The following is a 16,675-nucleotide window of genomic DNA, read 5'->3' on the forward strand; positions in this document are numbered from 1 at the left end:
AACGTCAGTATGAAAAAACTTTTACTGTTTTTTTTCTTCAGTTGCCTGTTCTTCGAAGCAGTTGCCGGGCCCTCGTTAAGCCATGGCAACTGGCGTTGGAGGAACGATGATGGTTCCGAAACCAACGCCACCTGGAAGGGGGCAGAGAACCAAGAGGTTAAAATCACCTCTTCGGATGAAATGCTCCGGCTACGGATCAAGATTGCCTCACAAGCAAGTGGCTTTGAGAGCACTTTTACTAGTCAGATAGAGAATCAAATCGGGTATTCCAGAAGTGCTGACGGCCCTTTTACCAGGATACTGGCTACCAACGATCACGCAGAGCATTTTGTACTAGCTTCAAGTGGTCATGTGCAGGGAGGGGAAGCAACAACCGAACAACTAACGCCAGGCGCTGGCGGGAACTTCAGGACCGGACAGGTGATAGCTAGTTCTACTCCACAGGGTGCATTAGTCTTCCAGAATGAATCCATTATGAAGGAATTTGAGTGGGTGCTTCAGCCGACAGCATCTGCTCAGGAAGGAAAATATTTTTTTAAGCTAAGTGATGAATCCATCGGGCAGCCAAGCACGTTGCCTTCTGTGCTTTACACTACTTCACCGCAAAATAAACCAATAGCAGGATACCTGAATGGGCTGCAGTTCGATGGCGTAAACGATTATGTAGAAATTCCGTCCCAGCCTTCGAACCAGTTCAACTCTGAAACGGAGTTTACTGTCTCGTTGTGGTTTAAGGCAAATAGTATGGCAGTTGCCGGTCTTTTCAACCGGCCTTCAGGTGGCGGGGATATGCAGTTCTGGCTAACGGCTGCAGATGGAAAATTTACTTACGGAATTGACAAACATGGTTATGGCTGGACCTGGGTTGGTACACCAGAAGCCTACAAAGTAGGAGAGTGGGTACAGGTGACCACTGTACGGCGCAATGTAAATGGCCAGCGCAAGATGGAAATCTATGCAGATGGGGTTTTGGTTGGATCTGGCACTGTGAATTTTAATTCTTCGGCCTCAAACGCCCCTATTCGCATTGGTACCTATATGGGTGCGGATGGTGGTTTTGCCAATGGTCAGATTGATAATGTGTCGCTTTGGAAAAAGGCACTAACCGTTGAAGAAATCAAAACCCTTGGAGCTACAACCTTAAATGGCAAAGAAGCCGGTTTGGCAGGTTATTGGCGCTTTGATGAAACGACCGGCACAATCGCCTATGACGCCACAAGCCATGCAAACCATGGTACGCTCAAGAACATGGACCTGGCAACTGCCAGGGTTGCGTCAACAGCGGGCGATATAAAGACATACGAGAATGTTGCGTATTCCGGAAAACTGGCTGGTAGCGACCCTGATGGTAAGCCTTTAAGCTATAGCCTGGTTACCGCGCCGGCTACAGGTACGATCGTTCTCAATTCCAATGGTAACTTTACCTATACCCCTGCGGCTGATGTAGTTGGCACAGATGTGTTCTCCTACAGGGTAAGCAACGGAACCGACGTCTCCAATACCGCTACTGTCATTGTAAGGATCGTGGCCGTTAACAAAGCACCGGTCCCAGCAGTAGCTGAATTGCCAACTATCACTGCGGAATGCGCTGTTACGGTAACTGCCCCGACAGCCCAAGATGATAACGACGGTGTGATTACGGGCGTTACGACAGATCCTGTACACTATGCCACCCAAGGCTCTCATACCATCACCTGGACCTACAGCGATAGCGAGGGACTGACTTCCACACAGACGCAGCAGGTGATTATAAAAGACACTACAAAGCCTGTATTTGCAGCTGTTGCATCAATCGCTAAGAACAACGACCCGGATAAATGCGGTGCAGTGGTGACCTATCCGATGCCAGCGGCTACTGATAATTGTAGTAGTGAAGGCAAAAAAGTATTGTTGATTTGGGATGAAATAAATACGAATACGACTAGTCTTAAAAATGCTTTGACAGCTGCAGGTCTTGATGTTGTTTTAAGTGCTACCAGCGAAACAGGATATGATGGTACAAATCCATTACTAACCGGTTTTGGTGCAGTTATACACCTGAATGGATCAACATATTCAACAGCAATGCCTGCTGCCGGTCAAAATGCCTTGGTTGATTTTGTGGTGGACAAGGGCGGAACTTACATTACGAACGAGTGGTCAGCTTATGAAGTAGATGCCTCAAAGACGATGGCTGCCATGGCAGACATTGTTGTTCTTGAGAGGAAATCAGCAACAGGCAGTAGTGAGCAGGTTGCTTACTCTGTAGTGGCCGCTCAAGCCGCACATCCAATTTTAAAAAATATTCCGGCTACGTTTACGCTTCCTCCCGGAGCCGCTAATTCTGGAGGTGTGAGAACTTACAATTCCAATCAGCCGATCGTGTTGATGACTTCGCCCTATGGTGCCGCCGTGGCGGTGAGGGAGTTCCCAAATGGGGGCAAGGCTGTTGGTTTCCAACATACGGGAAACTATGGAGGCTCAGCAATTCTTTCAGACGCAAATGCCCAGAAGCTTTATATAAATGCCGTAAATTTCAGTCAGAGTAATGGTACACTTACCATCACGCAGACAGCCGGCCTTCCTTCAGGTGTATTGTTCCCGGTAGGTAAAACTACGAATACTTTTACAGCTACAGATGCGGCTGGCAATACGTCGACTATCAGTTTTGATGTAACAATTTCAGATACGCAGAAGCCAACTCTACTTACCAAAAACATTACTGTGGAGTTAGATGCTTCCGGTAAAGCAACTATAGCCCCAAGCCAAGTGAACAATGGGTCAATAGACAACTGCTCCATTCCGGCTGATGGGTACAGTGTAGACCTAACCAACTTTACTTGTGAAGATGTAGGCCCTAACACCGTCACGCTTACCGTAACTGATGGGAACGGCAATAGCGAGAGTGCAACGGCTACAGTAACTGTTGTTGACCCGATTAAACCTACTATCGCCGCTCCGGCGGCTGTGACAGTGAATACGGATGCAGGCAAGAACACGGCATCGAATGTAGCCCTGGGAGCACCAACCATAGCCGATAACTGTTCGGGTGTCGGCGTATCAAATAATGCACCGACCCTTTTCCCGCTCGGCAATACCACTGTCATTTGGACAGTAACAGATGCGGCAGGAAATACAGCAACGGCTACACAAGTGGTAAAAGTTGAGGACAAAGAAGCTCCTGTTCCAGCTATAGCCATGCTGCCAGCTGTAACCGGCGAGTGTTCAGCTACTGTATCTGCACCAACAGCAACCGATAACGTGGCAGGCCCTGTTACCGGCTCCACGACAGATCCGACTACTTACACCGAGCAGGGCACCTATACCATTACCTGGACCTATACCGATGGCAACGGTAACAGCTCTACCCAAACACAGCAGGTAGTTGTAGATGATGTGACGGCACCGGGAGTGGGAACTATTGCCTCGAAGACGATTGCCATACCTGCAGGTCAGTCAGCTAACTGGAACATGTACAGGTTTAATTTTGCAGATCCACTGCCGGCTGGTGCCGTTGTGACAGGTATAACGCTTACTTATTCCGGCAGGGACCAGGGCTGGGGCGGAACCGGAGCTTCGGCCAGAATAATTGTATCAGATACAAATATAGGTTCTAACCAATTCCTGGCCTACAGTCAGAATTTCACCATCAATTTTACCGGTGATGTTCCCGGTTATGTATATGGTGGGAATAACTTTATGCGGGTGGACTTTGATACGTGGCCAGGTTGGGTTGCTAATTTTGAGGGTGGCACTTTAAATATCCATTACGAAGTTAAAACGCATGCTGCCACATTACCAGCCATAACCGGGGAATGCTCGGTTACGGTTACTACTATACCTGTAGCAAATGATAACTGTGGCGGAGCTATAGCTGGAACAACTACTGATCCACTGTCCTATACTGAACTTGGTACCTACTCCATTAGATGGAGCTTTGATGATGGGAATGGCAATATTTCCACTTCGACGCAGCAGGTTGTTGTAACAGACACACAAAAACCACAGGTGATCACGCAAAACATTACGGTGGAGTTGGATGCTACTGGTAAAGCAAGGATAACACCAGCTATGATCGATGACGGGTCTACTGACAACTGCTCCATTCCGGCAGGTGGGTATAGCTTAAGCCAGACTGAATTTACATGTGCCGACCTTGGTGCTAATACCGTAACACTTACGGTGACCGATGCGAAAGGCAACAGTGAAACCGCAACAGCCACGGTAACAGTCGTTGACCCGATCAGACCTACCATCACCGCGCCGGCAGCTGTTACGGTAAATACGGACCCTGGTAAAAATACAGCTTCAGGAGTAGTGTTGGGTACACCAGCAACAGCCGACAACTGTAGTGGACTTGCCTTATCAAACAATGCACCGGCAGTTTTCCCAATGGGGAACACCACTGTCACCTGGACAGCGACAGATGCGGCGGGTAATACAGCCACTGCAACGCAGGTGATAACGGTGGCAGATAAAGAAGCGCCGGTGCCAACTGTAGCCATGCTGCCAATTATAACCGGCCAGTGTGCGGCAACTGTTACAGCAGTGCCAAGCGCTTATGATAATATGTCAGGTACTGTTCCGGGCAAAACCACTGATCTCCTTTCTTATACAGAACAGGGCACTTATACCATTACCTGGACCTATACGGATGCGGCGGGAAACACTAGTTCGCAGACCCAGCAGGTGATCGTAAAAGATGACACCGCACCTGTTGTCAGAACCAGGAATATCACCGTTGAGTTAGATGCAAACGGTAAAGCAAGTATAGTAGCATCTGATGTAAACGATGGTTCTACGGATAACTGCGGCGTTGCTTCCTATAAAGTAGACATAGCAGAATTCGGTTGCTCCAATGTGGGAGAAAATGTAGTGACCCTGACCGTAACCGATGGAAGTGGGAATAGCTCCTCTGCAGTAGCGGTTGTAACTGTGGTGGGCAACGTGGCACCTGTAGCCATCGCAAAAAACATTACCGTGACGCTGGATGCTGCTGGCAAGGCTACCATTTCGGCAGCAGACGTAAGCAACGGCAGTACGGGTACTTGTGGCATCAAAGCGATGTCGCTTGACAAGACAGCGTTTGACTGCTCAGACATTGGTGAAAACACTGTCACACTTACTGTGACAGATGTAAACAACAATGTGTCGACAGCTACGGCGGTCGTAACGGTGGCAGACAACGCGGCCCCTGTGGTATTGACTAAAAACATTACCGTGCAGCTGGATGCCAACGGCAATGCTACCATAGCTGCTGCTGACCTCAACAACGGCTCTGCCGATAACTGCGGCATTGCCTCTGTGACTGTATCCAGAACCGTATTCGACTGCAGCCATGTAGGTGTAAATGATGTCGTGCTGACCGTGACAGACGTAAACGGCAACGCAGCTACCGCGACGGCTCAAGTAACAGTGGAAGACAAGGTTAAACCAAACGCTGTAGCCAAGAACATCACCGTATACCTGAACGCTTCAGGCGCTGCCTCTATCACGGCGGCAGACATAGACGGTGGTAGCCAGGATGTATGCAGCGAGGTTACACTGGCTCTGGACAAAGCAACGTTCAATTGCACCAACATTGGTGAAAACACAGTTACATTGCTGGTGACTGATGCGAGCGGCAACCGATCCACAGCTACGGCTACGGTGACAGTGCTGGACAATGTAGCGCCAATCGTGCGCACCCGTCCTATATCGGTGCAGCTGGATGCCGAAGGAAAGGCGACAATCACTGCTGCGCAGATCAATGACAACTCCTCTGACAATTGCGGTATCGCAACGGTTGCACTCGATAAAACTGCTTTTGACTGCAGCCAGACTGGAGCCAACACGGTGACCCTGACTGTAACCGACAAGTATGGTAACTCGGCTTCCGCCCCTGCCACTGTCACGGTACTGGAAAACATTGCTCCGACAGTGCTGACACGCAACATCACCGTTGCCCTGGATGCCGATGGCAAAGCTACTGTCACAGCCGACCAGATCAACAATGGCTCTTCCGACAACTGTGGTATCGCTGCAATAGCGCTGTCTAAAACTGACTTTGGTTGCCAGAACCTGGGTGAGAACACAGTAACACTGACCGTAACTGACAAGAGCGGAAACAAGGCAAGTGCCACTGCAACTATAACAGTTGAGGACACTACTGCCCCAATAGCCATGGCCCGTAACCTGGTCGTGCAGCTGGATGCGAGCGGCAGGGCCAGCATCACAGCGGCTCAGCTCAACGATGGCTCGTCTGATAACTGCGGCATTGAAACACTAAGCCTGGATAAGTCCAGCTTCAGCTGTGAGGACCTGGGAGAGAATACTGTGACCTTGACCGTAACGGACAAGAGCGGCAACCAGTCAACAGCAACCGCTACCGTGACAATAGAAGACAAAGTAGCGCCGGTGGTAATTGTGCAGCACATCACCATCCAACTGGATGCCTCGGGTGCAGCAACCATTACAACAGCTGACATCAACAAGGGCTCCAGTGACAACTGCGGAATTGCTTCGATGACGCTGTCCAAGACTTCGTTTGACTGCAGTAACGTGGGTGCTAACGAGGTGACGTTAACCGTAACTGACGGAAGCGGTAACACCGCCACTGCTACGGCTACCGTGACGGTAGAGGATTTATCCGCTCCTATTGTACTGGTAAAAGACATCACGGTGCAGCTGGACGCTGCAGGCAGCGCCACGATCACAGCGGCTGAGCTGGACAACGGCTCTGCGGACAACTGCGGCATCGTATCTCTGTCGCTTGATAAGAGCACCTTCGGCTGCGAAGACACAGGCGAAAACAAGGTGACGCTTACCGTGACAGACGCAAGCGGCAACCAAGCCACCGCAGTAGCCACGGTGACAGTAGAAGACAAGGTAGCCCCAATGATCACGGCGCCTGTCGCCGTTGTGGTGAACGTGGACGCTGGCAAAACGACAGCCTCTAACGTAGCCCTTGGTGAGCCAGCCGCTTCGGACAACTGCAGCGTGGCATCTGTCACCAACGACGCACCAGTCGAATTCCCAACCGGTACCACTACTGTGACCTGGACAGTGACCGACGCTTCAGGCAACTCAACTACTGCCACCCAGACGGTAACGGTAAGACGCGATATCGTGTCAGTGGCAAGCCCGGCGCAAATCAACGTGCCAATCCGAACTACCTACCCAGGCGTACCGCTTCCGGGCACCGTCATGGTCACCTACTCGGACGGTGCAACCGAGGCGATCGGTGTGGTTTGGGCGCAGGGGACCTACAACGGCCTTATCGCAGGCATCTATCCATTAACCGGCCAGTTAACACTTGCTGATGGTACCACAAACCTGAGAGGCCTGACCGCCCAGGTGATCGTGGAGGTAGAGCCGAATATTGCGCCGACTGCACTTGCCTTCAGCGCTACCACCTTCAAACCAGAGGCCACGGCTGACGAGGTGATTGGTACCCTGACTACCACCGATCCGGACGATACCGAGTTTGTCTATACCCTGGCTAGCGGCGAGGGCGACACGCATAACGCACTGTTCGGGGTTCGCGGTGACCAGGTATACCTGAAGTCAAACAAAGGGCTGTCAGGTATGACAAGCTTCTCCATCCGCGTACGCAGCACAGATCCATACCTGAACACGATTGAGCGCACCTTCACGCTGACCAAGCAGGCCTATGACCGCACCGTGGACCAGCTCAAGATCGTCAACGCCTTCTCTCCGAACGGCGACGGTGTCAACGACAACTGGACCATACCGGAGCTAAGGTTCTACAACGAGGTCTACATCCAGGTGTTCGACCGCTCCGGCGTGCGCGTCTTTGAGACGACGGACCCGGAGAAGGGCTGGGACGGACGCGGCACGAACGGAAGGATACTAAAAGGTCCTTTCCTCTTCACCGTGGAAGTGCGGGACATCAACTGGGTGAAGCGCGGGGTGGTGACCATCCTGGGTAAATAAGTCGGCAACGCTTAGAGATTCTTTAAAATGAAAAAGTTAATTCTATTCTTATTAGTAGTTGGTTCTGTTCTGGGCGCAAAGGCCCAGAACAGGAAACACATCGCCAACTTTCAGCTGTTTCAGCAATACTACAACCCATCCCTCACAGGCTACGAGGGCTCCATGCTCAAGGGCTTCCACCGCAACCAGTGGACAGGCTTTGAGGGGGCTCCCAAAACCTACTTCGCCTCGGCGGAGCTGGATCTGGCAGACCTGTCGGCCTGGCAGAAGAATGATGTGCTGCGCACCAAGCAGCACGATTTCTTTGACCGCCAGGGAGGCGCCCGCCATGCCTTTGGCTTGACCGTGCTACAGGATGCATTCGGCCCCTTCTCCGAGAGCCAGGTGCACCTGGGCTATGGCTCCCGCGTACGACTGTCAGAAAAGCTGAGCCTGCGTTGGGGCGGAGCGCTTACGTACAGCGCCCAGCGCCTGGACGGCAACAGGCTTACGGTGGACAATGAGAACGATCCCGAGTTTCAGGGGGTGCTGGGACAGCGCCTGCGCCAGGGCAAGCTGGACCTGAACCTGGGCTGGACGCTGACGGCCGATCAGTTCTATTTTGGCTATGCCATGCAGGATATAACCAGGGGCGGCATCGTGTCGGGCGGGGACGAGTTTCTGCAGGACCTTTACACCCGCAAACACCTGGTGCAGGCGGGCTACCGCACCGCCCTGACGGAAGAGTTCGGGCTTGTGGCCAATGCCATGCTGCAGTACGACGATCAGCTGAAAGAGAGTGCAGAACTTCAGCTCAAAACGGTGTACCAGAACATGCTCTGGCTGGGGGGCAGTTACCGGCAGGATCTGGCCTGGAGCGCCACTGCCGGGTTGCGCCTGAATCAGTTCCGCATCGGTTATGCCTATGAGATCCCGGCGCAGAACGCCCGCCACGTGAGCCGGAGCACCAACGAGATCTCCCTCACCTATAACCTGATTCCGGTGAAGTATCCCAAGTACGGAAAACAAGTGACCATCTGGTAAAGCGAAGAGAACATGAAGAAGATCGTATACACCATCGGATTGATGCTGGGGGCCATTACAATTGGCCAGGCCCAGACAAAACTCCTGGAAACGAATGATGAAATGGCCGGTGTGGCCCTGGTGGGGGAGGACATGCTGCTCATCACCAAAAAAGCAGAAGGCGGCCAGTACCTGTATACTGCCAGCCTTGACGAGCCGGAAACGGCAGCGAGGGCCACTGCCCTAAACGCGGGGCAGATCAACGCCATCGTCGGTGGCAACCTGGCGGCGGGCGAAGTGTTTGTCTACCATAAGTCGGGCAGAAGAACAGGGAAGATCAGCATATACAAGTGGACGAACGGGGAGTTTGTGAAGGGAGAGGAACTGCCCGTACCGCGCCTGCGCAACCACTCCCATAACCTGGGGCTGTTTCTGACGGAGGACAAGCGGCAGCTATTCATCGCCGCTGAGCTGGCCGGCTCAGAAGGGTACGATGACCTGTATCGGAGCGAGTGGAATGGCAATAACTGGTCCAGACCCCGTAATATGGGCAAGCAGGTAAATTCCAAAGGTGCTGAGTTTGCCCCTTTTGTCAGCAACGATTCCCTGTTCTTCTCGCGTCAGCAGGGAGAGACAGCCTACATTTATGGGGCATCCCTGAAAAACGGAGAGATGGGGGAGGCTGTGCGGCTTCAAAGTGTGGTGAACAAGAAAGAGGCCTACAATGCCTATTTCAGAAAGAGCAGCGACCGGACGGTGTGGGTGAGCGGCACCTCGCAAGAGCAGCCGCGCTATATCGCCTACATGCTAGGGAAATTACCTGAACCAGCTGCCGATGCGCCACTTGCCGGTGCTGTTTCAGAACCCCCTGTAGCGGAGAAGGTGACGGAGCAAATCGGGCTGAATGAGGTTGCCGACGCCAGCCCAGTAGAAACAGCACCGAAGCGGGCTGTTTCCCCATCCCTGGTGCTGTTCAACGAGTTTAACCGGGTACATCTGAACCTGAATGAACTTGCCGGCTTGTCACGCTTCCTGCGCCAGCAACCAGACGGAACGACCTTTGTGATCAAAGGCTATTCAGACGGCTACGGGGCGCCCGCGGCAAAGCAGCGGGTGAGTGACCAGCGTGCACAGAGCGTGAAGGCCTACATCCAGCGCTACTTTGCCGCCAAGAGTTTCAAAGTGGAGGTAGAGAGCGAGGTGCTGCCTGACAAAGGCAAAGCGCACCGCAAAACTGAGCTGTACCTGGTACAATAGCAACGGAAGATCCTCAGCCAATGACACGAGCCACTTCGCCAGGAGTGGCTCGTGTGCGTTGTGGGGAACCAGACCCGCATTTGTTGCGGCAGAGGCAGCATCTGATTTGCTTTGGGTAAGGCAGGAAATGCGCGTATGGATTGTTTGTCGGTTCAACTTTTAAATACGGCCGGCAGTCAGAAAAGCACTACACACCTCCCTATGGAAGATTCTATAAAAGCGGTAATGTCAAGTATCTTGCGCAAAATACTTGACAAATGGCTTGGCTGTATTAGTAATCAGTGAATGTAACAGCGAAAGTAGGATACAAGATCAATAGGATACAGGAAGGTACATCATTTAAGTACCAGCAGCAGAGTATTGACCGGGCAATATAGAGTGCCGCTGCCAAAGCCACCGAGAGGTGTATCAAGAAAGGGGTTGTCAAGAGACTCTCTACCGGAGTGTTCTACAAGCCCAAACAATCTGTTTTTTTGCTGAGCTGAGACCAAGAGAGGAAGAATTACTGAAGCCATACCTATTCCAGGGTGAAAAACGCATTGCCTACATTCATTATACAATCGTATGGGGCTGACCACGCAGGTTCCCCAAACCATCAAGGTGGCCAGCAAAGTAAAACGGGTAACAACCAAAATTGGAAAAATTCAGGTAAAGCCGGTAAAAAGTTATGTGGATGTTACCAACGGGAACTACTACCTGCTTGAAATATTAGATGCACTCAAGGATTTTCAAACCATACCTGATCTGGACAAAAAATCGGCTGTCATTTTGCTAAAGAATGAAGTCAGCAAGCTTACGGATAGTGGCCGCTCAGGGACAGCCAGGCGTGCTCTATACTATCCGCCAAGAGACAGGCACTGCTGGGTGCTATACTTGAGTTTTCCGGGGAAAGGAACAGCGCCGAGATTTTGAAACAACCTGAACCTGCTTACCTTCTATAAACTCGGAATCAAAGAAGTAATTTTGCCAACTGCAGCAAAATGGTATATATATTAACTTGAACTTACACAGCAACAAGGAATTATTACGGGATGCCATACTTGCTACGGCAGCGTATCCTGAACGCCAGCAGGGATACCTATTCAATGTCTTCTATAACCTGCTGACCAACGCCATTAAGTTTTGCTCCCTTGAAAGCCCCTTAACATTGAGATCCGACACTGGCTGGGTACAGATGGAAGTCATGTAGTCTCATTCTCAGACAACAGGATAGGCTTTGATGCAGCCGTCTATTATTGAAAATGCCTGACTTTTTTAATTCTAAGCCGTAAGAAGCTGAATTTTCATAATGTTATACCATTAACCATGCAATAATCTCAAGCTCCATATGTCTTCACGTATGCTTGATATTTATTTGCACACAATTTCGCAGCGTTATTCTGTATAATCAACATGTAGGTTGACTGAAATAGTTGATAAATCAACTAATATGTTTACTTATTCAAAATAATAGTATACTTTTATGTTTACTATAACAATGCGCTTGTCAACTAATATATTTACTTTATTTGAAAAAAGTAAACTAATATATTTACATTTATCAAGTAGCAGTAAACAAATATGTTGATTAATTAAGATGTTTATGCGAAATAAAAAGAAACTACTGCTGGAGCAATTGGACCGGAAAATTGCTCCTTTAAAGGTTTTGGCTAAGACTCCGGTCCCGGAAAAAGGTTGGATCCACGCTATTCGGGTCGCACTTAACATGACTTTAGAGCAGTTAGGTGATAAGCTGGGCAAGACAAAGCAAGGCATCAAAAAAATAGAGGAAAGAGAAGCTACAGGTACCGTCTCCCTAAACGTGTTGAAGCAGGTAGCTGAAGCGCTTGACATGCAGCTCGTGTACGGCTTTGTGCCGAAGCAAGGGTCAATGGAGAAGTTGGTCGATCAACGAGCACAGCAGCTGGCTAGAAAGATCGTCTTAAGAACAAGTCAGCACATGAAGCTGGAGAACCAGGGAAATAGCGATGACCGGATTCGGCAGGCAATCGAAGAGCTGGCTGAAGAACTTAAACGTGAAATGAAGGGCACGCTATGGGATTAGAATATGCCTACCTGGATGGCCAGACTCCCTTGGATGAAGAAGAGAAAGAAGGGCTGCTACTCAAAACGATCACCTCACACGGGGAACTGGACGAGTTCGAACAGCTAAACATTGAAAAGGCAATCGCCTGGACCATGAACACCAGGTTTAAGAAGGATGCCATACTGACGGAGAAGTTTATCAAAACGCTGCACAAGCGTATGTTTGGCGAGGTCTGGAAGTGGGCAGGTGAGTTCAGGAGATCTGAGAAAAACATTGGGGTGGCTTGGGTCAGAATCGGTATGGAGCTCAAGTACCTGCTGGATGACACGGCTTTCTGGGTAGAGCAAGGCACCTATCCGCCTGATGAGATAGCGATCCGCTTCAAGCACCGGCTGGTCAACATCCACTGTTTCCCAAACGGGAACGGGCGGCATTCACGCATCATGGCAGACATCATCATGGAGTCCATCTTTGGGAAAGACGCCTTTACATGGAACAGATCCAACATGGTGAAGGCGGATGCTACGCGCAAAGCTTACATTGCCGCCATTCGAGCTGGCGATAAAGGCGATATAGCGCCGCTACTTCAGTTTGCGAAAAGCTGAGCCTTATGCGGGAAAGTATTGGAAGCAGGAAATAGTAACTGGGCATAGGTTCTTTCTTCCCTAAGATTGTATATCGGAAGTAGGGTAATTAACTTTTACTTTCTCAGCTTGATGTTTGTGAAATAAAGCAGTAGATTTGATTAAAGAAAACACCAAATCCTCAGTAGGAGGAAAATTCGGGTGACCGCTGAAATTTGGAGTAATAAGTAATTGATAATAAACGTGTTGTGGAGTAGGTTCGAATCCCTCACTCTCTGCTGGTAGCGATACCAAAGAGCAAAGCCCATCAATCATCGATTGATGGGCTTTTTGTTTTAGGCCCTGTTCAAGACTTTTAACTTGCTTCAGGATGCATTTCTTGAGGTATGTTTAATTCTCTGCGTTCAAGCTGGCCTCTGCTACCTCTGATTTTCCGATGGAAGCCTTATACACGATATACCCTTCCAGTTCCTGCCCGTCCAGCATAGTTCTTTTGATTTTGATAGGGTAGCCGTCCCGGTTGTATTTATAGCTGCAGGTATAGGAGAGGTCTTTCCGGATATTGCCCTCCCGGTCTTTTACCGTATACCTGGTGATGTTGTGGTTGCGGTAGGGAAGTTCCAGCGGCATGAACCGGGCTTCGAGGGGAAGGGTCCGCAGATAGCCTGGCTTGTCGTCAAACTCCAGTTCAATAGTCAAATAGGGAGTCTCTGAACTAGGGGCAAGGAAAGAGGCTTTTTGCAGCTTGCCCTGTTTATCATAGGTATAGACAATCTTTTTGTGGATATACCTTGGGTCAGCGTCATATATTTGTGTATGTTTCTTGTTTGCGTTGTTGTAATGGTAAACAGAAGAGGTCAATCTCTTATCAGAGTTGTATTGATGTGCAATGTTATCGCGCAGCGAACGTCCATGCAGGTACACCGACTGCAGTTCTCTAGGTATGAGGCCATCTTCTGACCGGGACCACATGTAATTCATCTTTCTTACGATAGAGTCACTACTGTCCCAGCCAATTGGGCCAACGTCAGGCAGAGTAGTAACCTGCACTATCTCGTCTTTAAAACGATGGTCCGGTTTCTTGAAATATTCATCGTAATAAGTGTAGGTCACCTCCTCATAAAAGTTAGGACGATTAGTCGTAACGCTGTAGACCCTGCCTTGGTCATAGTAGAAGTCGTGGGTCGTGCTGCCGATCACCACCTTTTGCGGGTATAACTTCTTGATTTCTTCCTCGCTTTTAGAGCAGGAGGCCAGTACGGCTAGGAGGGGGAGCAGGAATAAAGCTTTAAATCTGATAGTCTGCAGTTTTAGAGAAATGAAAAAACTTTACTAAATATAGTTATATTTTAATTAGTGGCAAGAGAACAGGCTGTTTTTTAGCTGGTTATCAATCTGTTTAGGTATAGCTGTGAGTACAACTGCTATTGACGAGTGTAAACTATCATTGGTTTTTCTCCAGCAAACCATGGAAAATGAGGTTTGCCAGGCCCTCATACACGGCAGAAGGGGTATAGTTAATATCCTGCATCAGTTCTGGCGGTACCTGGCTGATAAACTCAGGATCCAGGATTTTCTCCAGTGCACTGGCGTAGAGCAGCACGGCTAGTGAGATGTTTGCGTCCTTCCGGATAAAGCCTTTTTGGTTGCCCTCATCCAACAAAGTTTTGAATCTTTTAAAAGCTGCTTCGGCGCGGTACTGCTGCAGTAGTTGCCAGGTTTTTGGGGTGTGCTTCCGGATGTCGGTGAGTAACTGCCCATTGATACGGGCGAAGCGCTGCCCGACCGTGCGAAACACCTGCTCAGCCTTACTGACAAAGTTGGACGCTTCCTGTTGAAGCAGGTTTTCTACATCACGCTGCAGTTCTTCCAAATAGTTTTTGATGACGGCATGGAGCAACTCTTCTTTTCCTCTGAAATACTGGTACAGTGTTTTTTTGCTCATGCCCAGCTGTTTTGCCAGGTCAGCCATCAATACTTTACTGTAGCCTTGGTTGAAAAACTGTTGCTGAGCCTCCTGTAAAATCAAGGCCTTCGGGGTGTTTATCGTATCCATTTATTAGGGTGTGCTTTATTTTCGCCGGTCTTGCTGCAAAGTTATAAAGAGCAGAGGCCGGGAAACTGTATACGACAAAAAAATCTCCTGCAGTCAGCATAATGGCTGACAATAGCAGGAGATTTTCAGATTATAATCACCTAAGTTAAACCGGATGGCTTAAGCTACATTTTGAAGCTTTTGAGCCAGAGGGGATTACGCCAGTTTAACGTTAACAGCATTCAATCCTTTCGGGCCTTTCTCAACCTCAAAAGTTACACGATCATTTTCCTTGATCGTATTCACCAAGCCATTCTGATGCACAAAGACACGCTCTTGGGTCACGTGGTCCTGTATAAAGCCATAGCCTTTCGACTCGTTGAAAAAAGAAACGGTGCCTTTACGGATCAAGTCAGCCGGGTCGATCTCGGCCTGCTTGGCCACACCGATCTGGATGTCTTCCTGTTTGATGTCTTTTTTCTTCTTTGTAGGGTCTGGCGGCGTATCAGTGATATTGCCGAACTCATCCACGTAGGCGAACATTTCCTCTACGTCTTTGCCCTTGTCAGAATTAGCCTTGCGCTCCTCGCGCTTCTGCTCTTTGTCTTGTCTTTTCTTAAGTCTCTTCTTCTCTTTTTCTTTTTTACTGAAGGTTTCTTGTGATCTACCCATATATGCTGTTAAATGATCTATAAAATGATGGTATGCTGGTATGCAGGCTTTTTTAGTACCTGAACAGGAAATTTGTGCCGTTGCGAATCCACTTTTCAAAAAATGAATTGTCGTTATATTCGCCGGTTACAAGCTCGAAGTCGGGTTGGTCTTTGTTTGTACGAGAGTTCATGAACTTTGGGAGGGAATCCTGATTGTTTGGGGTCCAGTCCTGTCCTTTCTGGAGGGCTACGCAGATGTACTCGCGAGTGGTAGTGTCTACCAGGTATCTTCTATTCATCGTAAGGAGGGGTTAGGTGAAACATTGCCAGGGCGGCATTATAATAACGGGGGAGTGGTGCAAAACATGCACAACGAAATGAAAAAAAGCCTCACCCGCAGGTAAGGCTTTTTTCGAAATGACTTATATCTGAAAACTAAGCACGCTTAACGTTAACCGCGTTTAGTCCTTTTCTTCCTTCTTGCAGGTCAAAAGTCACTTTGTCGTTTTCCTGGATTTCATGTACCAGGCCAGTCACGTGTACAAAGTACTCCTGATCTGTGTTGTCTTCCTTAATAAAACCAAAACCTTTCAGGTCATTAAAGAATTTTACTGTTCCGTTATTCATTCTGTGTTGTTTAATTATATACCTACTACATAGTGGAAGGCATATAGGTTCATTTATTTTTTTACAATGTACGATAAAAATTTTACAATTGCGAGGCCGTATCCGTTTTATAGACGGGTCTGTAGACACTGTTGATCTTTGTGAATCAGATAAAGTGCGTCTGCAAGCTTTAAAAGCAGATATATGATGCGGTGGCTGAAGAAATATTCTGAAATATAATTACTTAAGAAGACCTGCATTCGCCAAAAAGAAGCGAAAATAAATTGGCGTTCTGTGAAAAGTCTCTATATTGGCGGTTGAAATGAACAAGCAACAGAAATCTTATACCTTCTTTTTTTACTTTTTTCCTCCAAAGGACTGAAGCGGGAAAAGGTATATGTAACCATACAGAGGCCCCGCAGCAAGCGGGGCCTTTTTTATTTTAGACTAGCACGAGAGATGCATCTTACACAACAAAATTTCTATAGCGGCTTTGGTTTTAGCTTTTACTTTTTTGGTAAACGCCCGGGGCTGTATTGATTATACTTTAAAGTAAGTTATCACCAGCGCCTCGGAGTATTTCTTCGGGGCGCTTTTT

General features: G+C 49.0%; 10 protein-coding genes. 5 read left to right on the top strand and 5 right to left on the bottom strand.

The genetic code is table 11. The annotated features are described in order from the left end of the window. Positions 1–9 precede the first annotated feature (9 nt). The 5 genes from I0P70_RS12740 (at position 10) to I0P70_RS12765 (ending at position 12,804) form a co-directional block, all read left to right on the top strand. Complete coding sequence (locus tag I0P70_RS12740) at positions 10–7,914, top strand: HYR domain-containing protein (RefSeq protein WP_196118410.1); 7,905 nt, start codon at positions 10–12, stop codon at positions 7,912–7,914. A gap of 27 nt (positions 7,915–7,941) precedes the next feature. Beyond that, entirely contained in the window at positions 7,942–8,937 is a 996-nt protein-coding gene (locus I0P70_RS12745) for a PorP/SprF family type IX secretion system membrane protein (RefSeq protein ID WP_196118413.1), read from the top strand. Positions 8,938–8,949: 12 nt separating this feature from the next. Then, positions 8,950–10,173, top strand: a complete 1,224-nt coding sequence (locus I0P70_RS12750) for a hypothetical protein (protein WP_196118414.1) — start codon at positions 8,950–8,952, stop codon at positions 10,171–10,173. A 1,582-nt stretch (positions 10,174–11,755) separates the two neighbouring features. Further along, on the top strand, positions 11,756–12,217 hold the full coding sequence (locus I0P70_RS12760) for a mobile mystery protein A (RefSeq protein ID WP_196118417.1): 462 nt from the start codon (positions 11,756–11,758) through the stop codon (positions 12,215–12,217). Further along, complete coding sequence (locus I0P70_RS12765; RefSeq protein WP_196118420.1) at positions 12,208–12,804, top strand: mobile mystery protein B; 597 nt, start codon at positions 12,208–12,210, stop codon at positions 12,802–12,804. The genes I0P70_RS12760 and I0P70_RS12765 overlap by 10 nt, the downstream gene beginning before the upstream one ends. A gap of 369 nt (positions 12,805–13,173) precedes the next feature. On the opposite strand, the gene I0P70_RS12770 is transcribed toward I0P70_RS12765, so the two are convergent. The 5 genes from I0P70_RS12770 to I0P70_RS12790 form a co-directional block, all read right to left on the bottom strand. Continuing rightward, on the bottom strand, positions 13,174–13,986 hold the full coding sequence (locus tag I0P70_RS12770; RefSeq protein WP_196118422.1) for a hypothetical protein: 813 nt from the start codon (positions 13,984–13,986) through the stop codon (positions 13,174–13,176). 241 nt (positions 13,987–14,227) lie between these two features. Continuing rightward, positions 14,228–14,839: a TetR/AcrR family transcriptional regulator gene (locus I0P70_RS12775; RefSeq protein WP_196118424.1), complete on the bottom strand. Its 612-nt coding sequence runs from the start codon at positions 14,837–14,839 to the stop codon at positions 14,228–14,230. Between the two features lie 195 nt (positions 14,840–15,034). Continuing rightward, positions 15,035–15,490, bottom strand: a complete 456-nt coding sequence (locus I0P70_RS12780; protein ID WP_196118426.1) for a cold-shock protein — start codon at positions 15,488–15,490, stop codon at positions 15,035–15,037. A 52-nt stretch (positions 15,491–15,542) separates the two neighbouring features. Then, the gene (locus tag I0P70_RS12785; RefSeq protein WP_007653367.1) at positions 15,543–15,770 is read right to left on the bottom strand and encodes a hypothetical protein; all 228 of its coding nucleotides are present in this window, start codon (positions 15,768–15,770) and stop codon (positions 15,543–15,545) included. Positions 15,771–15,906: 136 nt separating this feature from the next. Continuing rightward, positions 15,907–16,098 carry a cold-shock protein gene (locus I0P70_RS12790; protein WP_076671102.1) on the bottom strand — a complete coding sequence of 64 codons (192 nt, stop codon included), beginning with the start codon at positions 16,096–16,098 and terminating at the stop codon, positions 15,907–15,909. Between the last annotated feature and the right edge of the window lie 577 nt (positions 16,099–16,675).

This window comes from Pontibacter sp. FD36, assembly GCF_015686655.1.
Lineage (GTDB): Bacteria > Bacteroidota > Bacteroidia > Cytophagales > Hymenobacteraceae > Pontibacter.